Annotated in this window: 17 protein-coding genes; 11 read left to right on the top strand and 6 right to left on the bottom strand. The window is 72.5% G+C overall.

Annotated elements, in window-relative coordinates; genetic code table 11:
- Positions 1-75: 75 nt before the first annotated feature.
- The gene (locus tag AC1DZC_RS03960) at positions 76-939 is read left to right on the top strand and encodes an SDR family oxidoreductase (RefSeq protein WP_477042330.1); all 864 of its coding nucleotides are present in this window, start codon (positions 76-78) and stop codon (positions 937-939) included.
- A 9-nt stretch (positions 940-948) separates the two neighbouring features.
- Here the strand turns inward: AC1DZC_RS03960 and adhP are convergent, their stop codons facing one another.
- Positions 949-1,974 carry an alcohol dehydrogenase AdhP gene (adhP, locus tag AC1DZC_RS03955; protein WP_477042329.1) on the bottom strand — a complete coding sequence of 342 codons (1,026 nt, stop codon included), beginning with the start codon at positions 1,972-1,974 and terminating at the stop codon, positions 949-951.
- Between the two features lie 166 nt (positions 1,975-2,140).
- On the opposite strand from adhP, the gene AC1DZC_RS03950 reads away from it, so the two are divergent.
- The 4 genes from AC1DZC_RS03950 to AC1DZC_RS03935 all read left to right on the top strand — a co-directional run bounded on the left by AC1DZC_RS03950 (position 2,141) and on the right by AC1DZC_RS03935 (position 6,649).
- A complete protein-coding gene (locus AC1DZC_RS03950) occupies positions 2,141-2,596 on the top strand; it encodes a methylglyoxal synthase (protein ID WP_477042328.1) in 456 nt (151 codons plus the stop codon).
- A gap of 41 nt (positions 2,597-2,637) precedes the next feature.
- Positions 2,638-3,648 carry a formylglycine-generating enzyme family protein gene (locus tag AC1DZC_RS03945; RefSeq protein WP_477042327.1) on the top strand — a complete coding sequence of 337 codons (1,011 nt, stop codon included), beginning with the start codon at positions 2,638-2,640 and terminating at the stop codon, positions 3,646-3,648.
- 47 nt (positions 3,649-3,695) lie between these two features.
- Positions 3,696-6,062, top strand: a complete 2,367-nt coding sequence (locus AC1DZC_RS03940; RefSeq protein WP_477042326.1) for a sulfatase-like hydrolase/transferase — start codon at positions 3,696-3,698, stop codon at positions 6,060-6,062.
- A 74-nt stretch (positions 6,063-6,136) separates the two neighbouring features.
- Positions 6,137-6,649 carry a potassium channel family protein gene (locus tag AC1DZC_RS03935; RefSeq protein ID WP_477042325.1) on the top strand — a complete coding sequence of 171 codons (513 nt, stop codon included), beginning with the start codon at positions 6,137-6,139 and terminating at the stop codon, positions 6,647-6,649.
- 7 nt (positions 6,650-6,656) lie between these two features.
- Here AC1DZC_RS03935 and AC1DZC_RS03930 read toward each other — a convergent pair whose 3' ends face one another.
- Entirely contained in the window at positions 6,657-7,109 is a 453-nt protein-coding gene (locus AC1DZC_RS03930) for a DUF1579 family protein (protein ID WP_477042324.1), read from the bottom strand.
- A 77-nt stretch (positions 7,110-7,186) separates the two neighbouring features.
- On the opposite strand from AC1DZC_RS03930, the gene AC1DZC_RS03925 reads away from it, so the two are divergent.
- From AC1DZC_RS03925 to AC1DZC_RS03910, 4 genes are all read left to right on the top strand, one after another.
- Entirely contained in the window at positions 7,187-7,804 is a 618-nt protein-coding gene (locus tag AC1DZC_RS03925; RefSeq protein ID WP_477042323.1) for a CG0192-related protein, read from the top strand.
- Positions 7,805-7,935: 131 nt separating this feature from the next.
- On the top strand, positions 7,936-9,225 hold the full coding sequence (locus AC1DZC_RS03920; RefSeq protein WP_477042322.1) for a hypothetical protein: 1,290 nt from the start codon (positions 7,936-7,938) through the stop codon (positions 9,223-9,225).
- A 70-nt stretch (positions 9,226-9,295) separates the two neighbouring features.
- The gene (locus AC1DZC_RS03915; protein WP_477042321.1) at positions 9,296-10,456 is read left to right on the top strand and encodes a molybdopterin-dependent oxidoreductase; all 1,161 of its coding nucleotides are present in this window, start codon (positions 9,296-9,298) and stop codon (positions 10,454-10,456) included.
- Positions 10,453-10,908, top strand: a complete 456-nt coding sequence (locus tag AC1DZC_RS03910; RefSeq protein WP_477042320.1) for a hypothetical protein — start codon at positions 10,453-10,455, stop codon at positions 10,906-10,908. The genes AC1DZC_RS03915 and AC1DZC_RS03910 overlap by 4 nt, the downstream gene beginning before the upstream one ends.
- Here the strand turns inward: AC1DZC_RS03910 and AC1DZC_RS03905 are convergent.
- Genes AC1DZC_RS03905 through AC1DZC_RS03895 form a run of 3 tightly spaced genes read right to left on the bottom strand, consistent with a single transcriptional unit; the run spans position 10,905 to position 12,813 of the window.
- Positions 10,905-11,534 (bottom strand): class I SAM-dependent methyltransferase, encoded by a 630-nt coding sequence (locus AC1DZC_RS03905; RefSeq protein WP_477042319.1) that lies wholly within the window; start codon positions 11,532-11,534, stop codon positions 10,905-10,907. The two genes, AC1DZC_RS03910 and AC1DZC_RS03905, sit on opposite strands and share 4 nt — an antisense overlap.
- A complete protein-coding gene (locus tag AC1DZC_RS03900; RefSeq protein WP_477042318.1) occupies positions 11,534-12,166 on the bottom strand; it encodes a TIGR04282 family arsenosugar biosynthesis glycosyltransferase in 633 nt (210 codons plus the stop codon). Before AC1DZC_RS03900 ends, AC1DZC_RS03905 begins: the two co-directional genes overlap by 1 nt.
- A complete protein-coding gene (locus AC1DZC_RS03895) occupies positions 12,163-12,813 on the bottom strand; it encodes a glycosyltransferase family 2 protein (protein WP_477042317.1) in 651 nt (216 codons plus the stop codon). The genes AC1DZC_RS03900 and AC1DZC_RS03895 overlap by 4 nt, the downstream gene beginning before the upstream one ends.
- A 124-nt stretch (positions 12,814-12,937) precedes the next feature.
- On the opposite strand from AC1DZC_RS03895, the gene AC1DZC_RS03890 reads away from it, so the two are divergent.
- Together AC1DZC_RS03890 and AC1DZC_RS03885 are read left to right on the top strand one after the other, a co-directional pair.
- The gene (locus AC1DZC_RS03890) at positions 12,938-13,654 is read left to right on the top strand and encodes a response regulator transcription factor (RefSeq protein WP_477039076.1); all 717 of its coding nucleotides are present in this window, start codon (positions 12,938-12,940) and stop codon (positions 13,652-13,654) included.
- Positions 13,651-14,757: a sensor histidine kinase gene (locus AC1DZC_RS03885; RefSeq protein WP_477042316.1), complete on the top strand. Its 1,107-nt coding sequence runs from the start codon at positions 13,651-13,653 to the stop codon at positions 14,755-14,757. Before AC1DZC_RS03890 ends, AC1DZC_RS03885 begins: the two co-directional genes overlap by 4 nt.
- On the opposite strand, the gene AC1DZC_RS03880 is transcribed toward AC1DZC_RS03885, so the two are convergent.
- Positions 14,754-15,767, bottom strand: coding sequence for an NAD-dependent epimerase/dehydratase family protein (locus AC1DZC_RS03880; RefSeq protein ID WP_477042315.1), 1,014 nt, complete (start codon positions 15,765-15,767; stop codon positions 14,754-14,756). The genes AC1DZC_RS03885 and AC1DZC_RS03880 overlap by 4 nt on opposite strands.
- Between the last annotated feature and the right edge of the window lie 16 nt (positions 15,768-15,783).

Here is a 15,783-nt window from a genome sequence, read left to right as displayed (position 1 = left end):
GCACCGGCGGCCGCTCGGTGAGAGGCTCGACCAGCTGAAGCAGGCGGCACCGGCACGTCGTGCAGGGAGCGAATCATGTCCGACAGCACGCCGCAATTCCCCGCCCAGCAGCAGCAACCACCCGGGCTGACCAGCCGCATGTCACCGGTCCCCGACCACGGCGAGTCCAGCTACCAGGGCTCCGACCTGCTGTCAGGCAGGCGGGCGCTCATCACGGGCGGGGACTCCGGGATCGGCCGGGCCGTCGCGATCGCGTTCGCTCGCGAGGGCGCCGACGTCGCGATCGTGTTCCTGCCCGAGGAGAAGGTCGACGCCGACGAGACCGCCGCCTGGGTCGAGCGCGCGGGCCGCCGATGCGTGCTCGTCGCAGCCGACCTCCGCGACGAGCAGCAGGCCCGCGACGCCGTGGCGCGCGCCGTCGACGAGCTCGGTGGCCTCGACATCCTGGTGAACAACGCCGGCTACCAGTGGGCGAGGCGGTCGTCGATCGCGGACATCACCACCGAGCAGCTCGACCGGGTCCTCAAGACGAACCTCTACGCCCTGTTCTGGGTGACGCAGGCCGCCCTCGAGCACCTGGGCGAGGGCAGCGTCATCCTCAACAACTCCTCGATCCAGGCCTACCAGCCTTCGGAGGCCCTGCTCGACTACGCCTCGACCAAGGCCGCGATCAACAACATCACGGTCAATCTCGCCTCCGAGCTGGGACCGCGCGGCATCCGGGTCAACGCGGTAGCCCCCGGCCCGATCTGGACGCCGCTGCAGCCCGCCACCCAGCCGCCGGAGAAGATCGAGGCGTTCGGCACGGACACCCCGCTGGGCCGAGCGGGACAACCGGCCGAGGTCGCCCCGGCCTTCGTCTTCCTGGCCGCGCAGTCGACCGCGTCGTACGTCTCCGGCACGGTCCTGGGCGTCACGGGAGGCAAGCCGGTCTTCTGACGGCGCGGACTACCGCAGGTCCAGGACCACGCGGCCGTCGATCTCGCCGCGGAGCATCTCGGCGAAGATCGCGTTGATGTCCTCGAGCGGCCGGAGCGTGTAGGTCGGGTGGATCAGGCCGCGGGCGTAGAAGTCGAGCGCCTCGGTCATGTCCTTTCGTGTGCCGACGATGGAACCGCGCACCGTCAGCCCGAACAGCACCGTCGTGAAGATGTCGAGCGGGAACTGGTCCGGCGGCAGCCCGACGAGCGCCACGGTGCCGCCCCGACGCAGCGCGCCGACGGCCTGCGGGAACGCGTGCGCGTTGACGGCCGTCACCAGCGCGCCGTGCACCCCGCCCGTGAGCTCCTGGAGCCGCGCAGCCGGGTCCGCCTCGAGCGCGGCGTTCACCACGACCTCGGCCCCGTGCTTGGTCGCGAGCGCGAGCTTGGTCTCGTCGACGTCGATCGCCGCCACGCGCCGCCCCATCGCGACGGCGTACTGCACGGCGAGGTGGCCGAGTCCGCCGATGCCGGAGATCAGCACCCACTCGCCCGGACGCGTGTCGGTCATCTTGAGGCCCTTGTAGACGGTCACGCCGGCGCACAGCACGGGTGCCGCGCCGGCCGGGTCGACGCCGGAGGGGATCACCGGGCAGTACCGCGAGTCGACGACCATGTACTGGCCGAAGGAACCGTCCACCGAGTAGCCGCTGTTGCGCTGGTTCGGGCACAGCGTCTCCCAGCCGGTCTCGCAGTACTCGCACTCGCCGCACGCCGATGCGAGCCAGGCGTTGCCGACGAGGTCGCCGACCGCGACGCGCGTGACGCCCGCGCCGACCGCGACGACGTGCCCGACGCCCTCGTGCCCGGGGACGAAGGGCGGTATGGGCTTGACGGGCCAGTCCCCGCGAGCGGCGTGCAGGTCGGTGTGGCACACCCCTGAGTAGTCGACGCGGACCAGTGCCTCGTGCGGACCGACCGCGGGGACCGCGACCTCCGTCACGTCGAGATCCTCGGTGAACGACCGGACGACGCCGGCCCTCATGGTGTCCATGGCGCGCACTCCTCGCTGAGCTGCTTCCCTGTGACGGGTCCCCGCGACGGTGCGGGGACCTCCAGTCTTCGCCGCGGTGGAACAGCCCCGTAGGGCCGAAGGGCCCGAGCCGACCTGTACGCGCTGCGTCGGCGCGCCCAGACTGGGCTCAGCCCCGGGAGGTGCCATGACCGCAACCAGCAGCCCGCGTCACATCGCGCTCGTCGCCCACGACAACAAGAAGGTGGAGCTGCTGCGGTGGGCGGAGTACAACCGCGGCACCCTGGCCGATCACGTGCTCTACGCCACCGGCACCACCGGCACGATGCTCGAGTTCGAGCTCGGGCTCCCGGTGCACCGCTTCCTGTCCGGTCCGGTGGGAGGCGACCAGCAGATCGGCGCCCGCATCGCCGAGGGCTCCATCTCCATGCTGATCTTCTTCTGGGACCCGCTGGAGCCGCAGCCGCACGACCCGGACGTGAAGGCGCTGCTGCGGATCGCGACGGTCTGGAACGTCCCGATGGCGTGCAACGTCTCGACCGCGGACATGATCATCTCGTCGCCGCTCCTGGCGGGCGACTACGAGAACACGCGCCCGGACCTGAGCCCGCGCACGTGGGAGGGCCCGACCGAGGAGGCCTGAGGTCACGCCGCCGACGAGCCCCGTCGTAGGAGGATGAGGCCGTGACCACCGATCATGCGTGCTGCGCTCCCGGAGCCGGGCACGACCACGGACCGGCGACGATCCCGCTCGGCGTCCCCACGCTCGCTGCAGACGTCACCGCGAGGCTGCGCGCCTCCGTCCTCGCCGACATGGTCGACGTGCCCGGCGGCGAGTTCGTCATGGGGCACGACGGACCCGACGGCTACCCCTCCGACGGCGAGGGGCCGGCCCACGTCGTGCGGCTCCGACCGTTCCGGATGATGCGGACCGCGGTGACGAACGCCCAGTTCGCCGGCTTCGTCGACGCGACGGGGTATCGCACAGAGGCTGAGGTCTACGGCTGGTCGTTCGTCTTCGCGGGCCTGCTGCCTGACGACTTCCCGCCCACCCGGAGCGTCGTCGGCACGCCGTGGTGGCGCCAGGTCGAGGGCTCGGACTGGCGCCATCCCGAAGGACCGCACTCCGACGTGGCCGACCGTGCCGACCACCCGGTCGTCCACGTGAGCTGGACGGATGCCTCCGCGTTCGCCTCGTGGGCCGGGGTCCGGCTGCCGACCGAGGCCGAGTGGGAGCGCGCGGCGCGGGGCGGTCGTGGGGGCGCTCACTACCCCTGGGGAGACGAGCGCGAGCCGGACGGTGAGCACCGGATGAACGTGTGGCAGGGGGAGTTCCCCGCCCGGAACACGCTCGAGGACGGCTACCTGGGCACGGCCCCGGCGGCAGCGTTCGCCCCCAACGAGTTCGGGTTGCACAACACCACCGGGAACGTCTGGGAATGGTGCCAGGACTGGTTCGCCACGGACACGTACCGCTCGTCGCCCGGTTCCGACCCGACGGGACCGGCTCAGGGATCGGCGCGGGTGATGCGGGGAGGCTCCTACCTGTGCCACGAGTCGTACTGCTTCCGCTACCGCGTCGACTCGCGCAGCTCGAGCTCACCTGACTCCTCGGCGGGCAACGTCGGCTTTCGATGCGTAGCCGAAGCAGGTTCACACGTAGGGGGTGATGTCGCGGCAGCTGCCCGCACCTAGCGTGGAGGGACGCGGGCATGCCGCCCGAGACCGGACGGAGACTCCCGATGCGCCCCGACAGCCACGCCCGCACGATGCTGCCCATCCCCGACCGGCCTGCGCCGACGCTGACGACGTACGACGCGAAGGACCCGGACACGGCGTTTCCGCCGATCGAGCCGCTCCTGCCGCCTGAGGGCTCTCCGAACGTGCTGGTGATCCTGCTCGACGATGTGGGCTTCGGGGCGTCGAGCGCGTTCGGCGGTCCGTGCAGCACCCCGACCGCGGAACGGCTGGCGGAGGGTGGTCTGCGGTACAACCGGTTCCACACCACGGCGCTGTGCGCACCGACCCGGCAGGCGATGCTCACCGGGCGCAATCACCACTCGGTGGGCATGGGAAGCATCACCGAGACCGCGACGTCGGCGCCCGGGAACAGCTCCGTCCGCCCGAACACCAAGGCGCCGCTGGCGATGACGCTCAAGCTCAACGGGTACTCGACCGCGCAGTTCGGCAAGTGCCACGAGGTGCCTGTGTGGCAGACCTCGCCCATGGGCCCCTTCGACGCATGGCCGTCCGGAGGAGGAGGGTTCGAGACCTTCTACGGGTTCATCGGTGGCGAGAACAACCAGTACGACCCGGCGCTGTACGAGGGGACGACGCCCGTCGAGCCACCGGCCACAGCGGAAGAGGGGTACCACCTCACCGAGGACCTCGCGGACCACGCGGTGGCGTGGGTGCGCCAGCAGAAGGCACTCATGCCGGACAAGCCGTTCTTCATGTACTTCGCTCCGGGCGCCACGCATGCGCCGCACCACGTGCCGAAGGAGTGGATCGAGAAGTATCGAGGGCGGTTCGACGAGGGTTGGGACGTCCAGCGCGAGCGCACGTTCGTCCGCCAGAAGGAGCTCGGGGTCGTCCCCGCCGAGACCGTGCTGACCGCGCGGCACGACGAGATCCCGGCGTGGGACGACATGCCGGACGAGCTCAAGCCGGTGCTGGCGCGCCAGATGGAGGTGTACGCGGCGTTCCTGGAGCACACGGACCATCACGTCGGGCGCGTCATCGACGCCATCGAGGACCTCGGGGTGCTGGACGACACCCTGATCTACTACATCGTCGGCGACAACGGTGCATCGGCCGAGGGCACGCCGAACGGCGCGTTCAACGAGATGGCGAACTTCAACGGCATGGCTGCCTTGGAGACGCCGGAGTACCTGCGGAGCCGGATGGACGAGCTCGGTTCGCCCACCTCGTACAACCACTACGCGGTCGGCTGGGCCTGGGCCATGAACTCGCCCTTGCAGTGGACCAAGCAGATCGCGTCGCACTGGGGCGGCACCCGTAACGGGACCATCGTGCACTGGCCGAGCGGCATCGCGGAGAAGGGCGGGCTCCGCTCGCAGTTCACGCACGTGATCGACGTCGCCCCGACGATCCTGGAGGCGGCCAGGCTCCCCGAGCCGGCGATGGTCAACGGCGTGCAGCAGTCGCCCATGGAGGGCACCAGCATGCTGTACACGTTCGACCAGGCGGACAGCCCCGAGCGTCACGACCTGCAGTACTTCGAGATGTTCGGCAACCGCGGGATCTACCACCGCGGGTGGAGCGCGGTCACCAAGCACCGCACGCCCTGGATCATGGTCGGCGGCACCGTCCCGGCGTTCGACGACGACGTCTGGGAGCTCTACGACGGCTCCGTGGACTTCAGCCAGGCGCACAACCTGGCCGCGGAGCGACCCGACCTCCTCGCCAAGCTCCAGCGCCTCTGGTTGATCGAGGCGACCAAGTACAACGTTCTCCCCATCGACGACCGCACGGCCGAGCGGTTCGACCCCCCGACAGCCGGGCGGCCGACGTTGATCCGGGGGACGTCCCAGCTGTTCTTCGCCGGGATGGGCCGGCTCTCGGAGAACAGCGTGGTGAGCATCAAGAACCGCTCGTACTCCGTCACGGCCGAGATCGACGTCCGCGAGGAGGGGGCGCACGGCGTCCTCATCGCACAGGGAGGCAAGTTCGGAGGATGGAGCGTGTGGGTCAGCTCAGGTCGCCTGACGTACACCTACAACATGCTTGGCATCCAGGAGTTCACGGTGACGGCCGACGAACCCGTGCCGCCGGGCAAGCACCAGGTGCGCATGGAGTTCGCCTACGACGGCGGCGGGCTGGCCAAGGGGGGCGACGTGACGCTCTTCCACGACGGGACGCCGGTGGGCAGCGGGCGCGTCGGAGCGACGCAGCCGATGATCTTCTCCGCCGACGAGACGACGGACATCGGCTACGAGTCCGGCACCACCGTCAGCTCGGGCTACACCGCACGGACCAGCCGCTTCACCGGCAAGATCCACTGGGTGCAGCTCGACGTCGGCACCGACGACAACGACCACTTCATCGATCCCGACGAACGCTTGCGGATCGCCATGGCTCGGCAGTAGGCCGGGTCGCCGTGTCCGGTGTGCGCGCAGGCCAGCTCGGGACGCGGCGGGAGCGACGCCGCATCCTCACCGGGATGGTCGTCCGTTGCGTCGGCGTCGTCGCGCTGCTGACAGCCGTCTACGCCCTCCTCCCGTTCGACCGCATCGCCGACGTCCCGCTCTGGCTCCTGCTGCCGGTCGGCATCCTCGTGCTCACGGCGGTGGCCGCGTTGCAGATGCGGTCGGTCCTCCGGTCGTCGACCCCAGCTCTGCGCGCGATCGAGGCGCTCACCGTGACGGTGACGCTGTTCCTGCTGCTGTTCGCCAGCTGCTACGCCGTCCTGTCGCGCGTGGACGAGGGGAGTTTCGACCTGCCCTCGATGACCCGCACGGACGCGCTTTACTTCACGGTCACCGTCTTCTCGACCGTCGGCTTCGGTGACCTGAGCCCGGTGAGCCAGGGCGCGCGCGTCATCGTGACGATCCAGATGGTGCTCGATCTGCTGCTGGTGGGCCTGGGGATCCGCGCGCTCGTCGGTGTGGTGAACGAGGGGCGTCAGCGCGTGGCGGGCGAGTCGGGCGCCGGCGCGTCGGTGACGAGCGAGTGAGGTGCGCTCAGGGCGTCGTGCCCACCCGTTCCAGCGCGAGCTCGACCACCTGGTAGGGGTCCTGCCCCGGCACGACGTTGTGCATCGTGAGGACGGCATCGCGTGGCCGGACGTGGATCTGCCAGCCCCAGTCCGGCCCCTCCTCGGCGGGATAGGTCCCGTTCAGCCGCAGCTCGTCGTCCTCGACGCCGCCCGTGAAGCTCATCCAGGTCGGACCGGTGTGCCAGGAGTCCACCCAGACGGCCGAGGCCTCGTCGGCCGTGCCGCCGATCAGGATCAGCCCGTCCTGCGGGGCGTCACCGTCCGCCCACGTGTAGGCGACGGAGACGAAGCGGAGGGCCGTGACGCCGACCGTCGCGGTGGCCGGCGAGGACTGGTAGTCGTCGGTGGGCATCAGGCGCAGGAGGTTCGTGCCCTGCCAGCTGCCGGACAGGGGAGCGAGGTGGTCGACGACACTCATGGGCCGACTGTAGCGACCGGTGTTGCTCGGCTGACCAGAGCGACGTGGGTCCACGGGTCGCACGTTAGGGTCGGCCGATGGCCCTGATCCACCGCGCCTCCATCCGTCCGACCAAGGCGGAGCTGCTCGCCGACTGGGTACCCGCTCAGCCGTGGGGGGAGCCGGAGTTCGAGCTGGTCGGTGCGTACCGGTTCGACGACCCGGACGGCGAGGTCGGTATCGAGACGCACGTCCTGTCGACTCCCGACGGGCACCTGCTCCAGGTTCCGCTGACCTATCGCGGCGCCCCGATGCCCGAGACGGAGCAGTTCCTGGTCTGCACCATGGAGCACTCGGTGCTCGGGCGGCGCTGGATCTACGACGCGACCGGGGACCCCGTCTATGCCCGCGTGCTTGCGTCCGTGCTGCTGGCGGGCGTCGACCAGGCCGAGGAGCTGGTCGAGGGCGCCGACGGACCGCGCGAACCGAGCGTGCGCGTCACCGGGAGCGGGTCCCGCTCGCGGGAGGTCCCGGCCATCAGCGACGTGAGCTCGTCGTCCGACGGCTCGACGACGGTCATGGAGATGCCGGGTGCTCCGCAGATCGTCATCTGCCGCCGTCTCGACCGGCACGCACCCACGGCCGACCGTGCGGCCACCCTCACGGGCACGTGGTCGGGTCTTGAGGCGCCGGTCCTGCTGGCCTACGTCGCCTGAGGCGTCGCCGCGCCGGGCTGCCGAACCCGTGAACGACGACGAGCGGCCAGGGCGGCACCGAGCTGCGATGTTCGGCAACGTTCATCCCAGTCGTCCGATCCCGGGGCGACCCCGCACCTACGCTGGCGATCGTGCCCTCCCGAGCGTCCAGGCGCGCAGTCGTGGCCGCCGCGACCTGGGCTGTGTGCCTCGTCGTGGTCTGGGTCGGCGGCCTCCTGCTCGAGCACGCCGGTGCCGTGATCACGTACAACGACGCGCCGCCGTTCGTCGGGCATCTTCGTCTGCGCGTCTCGGTCGGGACGGTCGTCGCCGTGCTCGTCGCAACCTTGGTGGTCGTCTGCGGTCCGGCGTTCGCGCGGTCGGCGCGTTGGGGCGTGCTCCTGCTGCTGGGCTGGGTCGCGACCGCCGCGTTCGCGGTCGCGCTCGCGACCACCGACGGCTGGTCCGCCGTGACGGCGCCGCTGCGGGGCGAGCACGACTACCTCGGTGTCGTGCCGCTGGTCCGGGACGACCCCGGGGCGTTCCTGCGGACGTTCACCGACCGCGCGTTGGACTACCCGATCCATGTGCGCGGGCACCCGCCCGGGTTCCCGCTGCTGCTCGCCGGAATGGACAGGGTCGGGCTCGGGGGCGCCGGCTGGGCGGCCGCTCTCGTGATCGGGGTGGGGGCGAGCGCGGTCGTCGCCGTCGCGGTCACCGTCCGGGCGCTCGCAGGCGGACCGGGGCAGGACGTCGTGCGGCGCGCGCTGCCTGCGGTGGTCGTGGCGCCGGCGGCCCTCTGGCTCGCGACGACCGCCGACGCGTTCTTCGCCGGCGTGCTCGCCTGGGGCATCGCCCTGCTGGCACTGGCCTCGACGCGGGAACGGGGCTGGCCGTGGGCGCTGGCCTCCGGGCTCGTGCTCGGGCTGTGCCCGTTCCTGTCCTACGGCCTGCTCCCCGTGGGTGCGCTCGCGCTCGTCGTCGGCGTCGCCACGAGGCGCTGGCTGCCGACGATCATCGCGGGGTGCGTCGTCCTGGCGAGCGCCGGCGCGTGGGCGGCCGCAGGGTTCTGGCTGCCCGACGGCATCGCGGTGACCCACCTCGCCTCGTCGCTCGGGCGGGCCGCCGACCGGCCGTACGCGTACTTCGTCGTCGCGGACCTCGTGCTCCTCGGCCTGCTCGTAGGTCCCGCCGGGGTGGGCGGGCTGACGGGCCTGCGGAACCTGCCGCGGGCCGTGCGGCTCCTCGTCCTCGTCGCTCTCGCCGCCGCCCTCGTCGGCGCGCTGTCGGGTGTGGAACGCGGCGAGGTCGAGAGGATCTGGCTGCCTCTGGCCTGCTGGGTCGTGCCGGCTGCGGCGGTCCTCGCGCCGAGCCGACGCTGGCTGGTCGCCCAGGCGGCCACCACCGTCGTGCTCCAGGTCGTCCTCGCCTCGGCCTGGTGAACGGCATCGTCACGTAGCCGTCATCGCCCGGCCGGGTTCGTGGGCCGTGGTCCGAAATACCGTCGAGAGCATGAGCCGCCTGTCCGAGCTCCGGCGCCTGGCGAAGCCTCCCGACCAGGACGACTTCGCGTCGCCGATCCACGACCCCCGCGTCGTCGCGCGGGTCGGCGTGCTGCTCGCGACCGCGATCGTCGTCGCGTTCCTCACCGGCCTGCTCTCCCACCTGCACCAGAACCCGACCCCGCTGCTCCCGCTCCCGCCCGTGCCTGTGTGGGGCTACCGGATCACCCAGGGGCTGCACGTCGCCGCCGGCCTGGCCGCGATCCCGCTGCTGCTGGCCAAGCTGTACGCCGCCTATCCCGCCCTCTTCGCCCGGCCGAGGCTGCGCAGCCCGCTGCACGCGGTCGAGCGAGCGTCGGTGGCCGTGCTCGTGGCGAGCGCGATCTTCCAGGTGGCGACCGGGCTGCTGAACATCTTCCAGTGGTACCCGTGGTCGTTCTCGTTCGTCCGCGTGCACTTCGCGGTCGCCTGGGTGCTCGTCGGCTCGATCATGGTGCACGTCGCCGTGAAGCTGCCGGTCATCATCGACGCGTTCCGGCGACCCGTCGCGGAGCCGTCGGAGCCCTCTGAGGTGGGGACGACGCGCCGTGGGTTCCTGGCAGGCGTCGCCGTCACGGTGCTGGGGTTGACCGCCCTGACGGTCGGCCAGACGGTCCCGGCGCTGTCGGGAGCCGCCATCCTCTCGCCGAGACAGGCCGGGAACGGGCCGCAGGGTCTACCCGTGAACCGGACGGCCCGAGCCGCAGGCGTCGAGGTGACGGCGACCGACCCGGCGTGGCAGCTCTCCCTCGTCGGGCCCGCACGGACCGTTCTCCTCTCTCGCGCCGACCTCGAGGCGTTGCCGCAGGTCACGGTCGTGCTGCCGATCGCCTGCGTGGAGGGGTGGAGCACGACGGCGACGTGGGAGGGCGTGCGCGTTCGGGATCTCGTGGCGCTCGCGGACGGGTCGGTCGACGACGACGTCCGCTTCGTCAGCCTGCAGCAGGGTGGGTCGTACAGGGAGTCGGTGCTGCCGGCCTCGTTCGTGCAGCACCCCGACAGCCTGCTCGCGCTGCGCCTGGGCGGTGAGGACCTCGACCTCGATCACGGATACCCCGCGCGGCTGATCGCGCCGGACCGACCCGGCGTCCTGCAGACCAAGTGGGTGGACCGGATCGAGGTTCTCGCATGAGGTGGTCGGTCGGTCGGCTCGCCCTGCTCGGGGTCGGCGTCGCGCTCGTCGGCGTCGGCGCGGTGGTCGGTCTGACGTCGATCCCGCAGAGGCAGTGGCCCGGCATCGTGCTCTGGATGGCCGGCGGCGTCGCGCTGCACGACGCGATCCTCGCGCCCGCCGCGGTGCTTCTCGGGCTCGTCGTCCTGCCCCGGGTCGAGCCGAGATGGCGGCCGGCGCTGCGGGCCGGCGCGCTGGGGGCCGCGGTGCTCGCGATCTTCGCGGTGGTGATCGTCGGTGCCGCGAGCCGTCGGCGCAACGACTCTGTGGTACCGGTGGCGCCGACGACATCCCTGGTGACCGCGGGCGCCGTGCTCGTGATCGCGGTGCTCGTCGGCGCCGGGGTGGGCTCGTGGACCCGGGGGCGTCGCGCGCCCGCGGATCCCGACCTGCTGCCGCGCGAGACCGACTAGGTGGCCCGGAGCGCCACGACGGTCCGGCCCTTCAGCTGCCACTGCTCGAGCACGGCGAAACCGCAGGTCGGCGCCAGGACGGCCATCGTCCGGGCACCGACACGCGCCCACGGCATGGGCCGGCTCACGTGCCCGTCGGCGGACCGCAGCGTGAGCGGCTCGGTGTCGTCGGCGTCCGGGTCGGCGTCCGTCTCGACGAGCACCAGGCCTCGGGGTCCGACGAGCAGCCGGCACCGACGCAACAGGGCCGCCGGGTCGCCACCGATGCCGATGTTGCCGTCCGCGAGCAGGACCGTACCCCAGCGCCCCTCGGCCGGCACGGGCTGCTCGACGGCGCGACGCAGCGCCATCGCCCCGCGGCGGCGGGTCTGCTCGACCGCGCGCGGTGACACGTCGATCCCGAGCGCCGGTACGCCGCGGGCGTTGAGCGCCCCCACCAGCCGGCCGGGGCCGCACCCGACGTCGAGCACCGGAGCCTCGCACCGCGCGAGCATCAGGTGGTCGACGTCGTCGGGCTCGTCGCTCCAGCGGGCGACCGCGAGGGTCACCGCCCCGGCCGAGCCCACCGCGACCACGGAGGCGCCCTCCAGCGCCGACTCGTAGACCGCGAGCGGGTGCGGGCGCATCAGGCGTCGACCCCGGTCAGGCGCCGCCAGGCGGCAGCGAAACGGGTGTCGGGGTGAGCGAGCGCCACGGCCCGGGCGTCGGCAGGCTCGTCGACGTCGCGCAGCCGGGGCAACATCCGCACGCTCAGGCCGAGCTCGTGGAGCCGGGCCAGCTGGTCGGCTCCGGTGCGGGCCGTCGACATCGGGACTCCGTCGAAGGCGCCGGGGCAGGGCTCGCGCAGGCCGACGGCCCAGAAACCGCCGTCATCCGTCGGCCCGAGAACGGCGTCCGCCCCCCGGAACGAGACGTCGAGCGAGAGCTGGGGCGTGTCCATCCCGACGAGGAGCACGGGCCCGCCGCGGTCGAGACCGGCGTCGACGGCGGCGGTCAGGCGTGCCCCGAGATCGCCCGACGGCTGTCCGACCACCTCGAAGCCGGGCGGCAGCCACGGCCCTGGCCGCCCGTCGAGCGCGACGAGCAGGTGCTCGGCCTCTGCCGCCGCCATGGCGGTCACGGTGTCCTCGATCGCCGCCGACGCGAGCTCGGCGGCCTCGGTCGAAGAGAAGGCGCTGTGCAACCGGGTCTTGACCCGGCCAGGTACCGGCTCCTTGGCGAGCAGGACCAGGGTCCGTGCCCTGTCTGCGGTCGTCACGAGGCGAGCACCCCGGACATGTCGCGCACCGCCCGCACGACCCCCAGCGGCGTGCCGGTCACCTTCGAGCGGCCCGTCCGGGGGGCGTAGTCCACGTCCACCTCGGCGACGGACCACTGCTCGTCGGCAGCCTTCACGACCATCTCGAGCGGGTAGCCCGAGCGTCGGTCCGTCAGCCGCAGGTCGAGCAGCGCGGACCGCCGCGCCGCTCGCATGGGACCCAGGTCGTGCAGCCGCAGGCCTGTACGTCGTTCGAGGCGACCAAGGAGCACGCGGTTGGCGTAGCGCAGGTGCCACGGCCACGCCCGCGTGCTCGTGGGGCGGCGCCGTCCGAGCACCAGGTCGGCCGCGCCGTCCAGGACCGGTCCGAGCACCCGGGGCAGCTGGGCCGGGTCGAGGCTGCCGTCAGCGTCCATGAACGCGACGACGTCCGCCGTCGACGCCAGCAGGCCGGCATGGCAGGCCGAACCGAACCCGCGCCGGTCCTCGTGCACGACGAGGGCGCCGTGCTCGGCGGCAACCGCGTCGCTCCCGTCCGTCGAGCCGTTGTCGACGACGACCGCGCGACAGCCGGTGGGCAACCGGGGGAGCAGCCAACGCAGGGCAGGCGCCTCGTCGAGGCAGGGGAGGACCACATCCACGGTCATCTCTCCACGCTAGGTCGGGGGCACCGACCGGGTCCGTCGCGCCCGATGACGGTTGCCTGACGGATCGCCGCGACGCACGCTCGCGGCGGGTCCCTCGTCATCGGGTGCGGGCTAGCGTGGCCCTATGCCGACGGTTCTGGTGGTGGACGACGAGGAGCTCGTGGTGCGCAGCATCGCCGCCTACCTCGAGGCCGACGGCGTGCACGCCGAGGTGGCGGGCGACGCGCGTGCGGGCGAACGTCTGTGGCGCGAGCTGCGCCCCGACGCCGTGGTGCTGGACGTCCGCCTGCCGGGTGCGTCGGGACTCGACCTGCTGCGCAAGATGCGGCTCGACGCCGACCGGACCCCGGTGGTGCTCCTGTCCGGTCTCGACACGGTGGACGACCGGATCGTGGGCCTGGAGTTCGGTGCCGACGACTACCTGACGAAGCCGTTCAGCCCGCGCGAGCTCGTGCTCCGGCTGCATGCCCTTCTGCGACGCGGCGACATCCAGCCGGGAGACGGCTCGCGTCCGTTCACGGTCGGTCCGCTGACGCTCGACCCGACGGTCCGCACGGCGACGTTCGGCGGCGACGTCCAGACGCTCGCGCCGCGCGAGTTCGACCTCCTGCTGTTCCTCGCGCGGCACGCCGGGTCGACGTTCGGAACGCGCGAGCTGCTTCGTCGCGTGTGGGGGTGGGACTTCGGCGACGACTCGACCGTCGTCGTCCACGTCCGACGTCTGCGCCGCAAGTTCGAGCCGGACCCGGCCGCGCCGGTCCTTCTCACCACCGTCCGCGGGACCGGCTACCGGCTGGCGACCGCGGACGAGCTGGCCGTGGCCGTCGGAGCGGCCCGATGAGCAGGGACCTGTGGTTCATGACCGGCATGACCGCGCTGTGCGCGCTCGGCGTCGGGCTCGTGGGCGCGCTCGTCGTGAGCCGGGTCCGCCGTGCCTCGCTCGTCGCCGCACTGGTCGTGACCGCGCTCGTGCCGGCCGCGGTGATCGGGCTGGCCCTGTGGATCAACGTCGGCGCGATGTTCTTGTCGGACCACGACGCGGCCGTCGCCCGGCTGGTCCTCGTCCTGTCGTCCGTGCCGGCGGTCGTGCTGGCCGTGCTGCTCGGGCGGATGCTCCTCGCCGACGTGCGGTCGGTGGGGGAGCAGGCCCGCGCGCTGGCCGCCGGGTCGACCGCGCCCGCCGCGGGACCGGTGACCGCCGAGCTGGCCGAGCTCGGGGCCGAGCTCGCGCGGACCCGGTCGAGCCTCGAGGCGTCGCGGGCTCGCGAGCAGGCGCTGGAGTCCGCGCGGCGGCAGGTGCTGGCGTTCGTCAGCCACGACCTGCGGTCACCGTTGTCGGGGATCCGCGCAACCGTCGACGGGCTTCGTGACGGGGTGCTGGTCGACACGGGCTCGGCCTACGCCGGGATCGAGGCGGCCACCGACCGGCTGGGTCGCATGATCGACGACCTTGCCGAGCTGTCCCGGACCGAGGCCGTGCCCACCGAGCCCTCGCCGACCGACGTTCCGCTGAGCGAGGTCCTGCACGAGGTCCTGGCCCACTCGGCGGCCGGCGCAGCCGCTCGATCGGTGGCCCTCGAGATCGACGTGCAGCCGGGCCTGCGGGTACGAGGCGTCTCCGAGGAGCTGGCCCGGGTGCTCGACAACCTGGTCGGCAACGCGGTGCGCAGCAGCGGCACGGGCGGGACGGTGCGTGTCGCCGGGCGACGCGCCGACGGCCAGGTGCGCGTCGCGGTCGAGGACACGTGCGGTGGCATCCCCGACGACGACCGGGCGCACGTGTTCGACGAGGGCTTCCAGGGCCACGGCGTATCCGCCGGCGTGGGAGCGTCGGGTCTCGGCCTGGCCATCGTCGGCACCGTCGTCGCGGCGCACGGCGGTCGCGTGGGGGTCGAGGCGACCGACGGGGGCTGTCTGTTCGAGGTCCTGCTGCCGGCGAGCTAGCTCTGCGACAGCCCGTCGGACAGCGACGTCGTCGCGTGCCAGCCGAGCACCTCGCGCGCCATGTCCGACGACGCGGTGACGTGCCGGACGTCGCCGAGGCGGTACTGCCCCGTCACGACGGGCTCGGGCCCACCGACCGCGTGCGCGAGCGCCTCGGCGAGGCCACCGACCGTGGTGACGGTCCCCGATCCCACGTTGAGCGCGACGAAGCCGTCGGTGTCCGCGCGGACTGCGGCACCGACGGCTGCCGCGACGTCGTGCACGTGCACGAAGTCGCGCCGCTGCCCGCCGTCCTCGAACACGCGCGGTGGTCGCCCMGCAGCGAGCTCGGAGCGGAAGAGCGACGCGACGCCGGCGTAGGGCGTGTCCCGCGGAGATCCCGCGCCGTAGACGTTGTGGAACCGGAGGGCGACCGCGCTTCCACCGGTCTCCCGCACCCAGGCGGACAGCAGGTGCTCGCCGTGCACCTTGGTCGCTGCGTAGACGTTGCGGGGATCGAGCGGGGCGTCCTCCGCCACGAGCGTCGGTACCAGGACGGCGTCGCAGCGGGGGCAGCGCGGGTCGAAGATGCCCGCGTCCAGGTCCGCCGGCCTGCGCGGTCCGGGCGCGACCCGTCCGTGCTCCGCGCAGTCGTAGGCGCCCTCGCCGTACACGACCATCGAGCTGGCGAACACGACCCGTGCGACGTTCTCGGTCGCGGCGGCTCTCAGGATGCAGGCCGTGCCGAGGTCGTTCGAGGACACGTAGTCGACGATGTCGCCGAGGTCCACCCCGAGGCCGACCTTCGCGGCGAGGTGGACCACGACCTCGGCGTCCTGGGTGAGCGTCCCGACGAGATCCTCGTCGCGGATGTCGCCGCGCACGAGTCGGCCACCGGATGCCTCCGGCGCGGCCGGGTGCACGTCGGGCCGCAGGGAGTCGAGCACGGTGATGTCGTGACCGGCCCTCGCCAGGGCGCGGACGGTCGGACGGCCGATGAAGCCGGCTCCGCCGGTGACGAGGACGCGCATTCCACCAGCATCTGCG

The organism is Cellulomonas sp. P2_B4 (assembly GCF_056404795.1).
The sequence above is the reverse complement of the archived record's forward strand: the minus strand, read 5'-3'. Positions and strand labels throughout refer to the sequence as shown.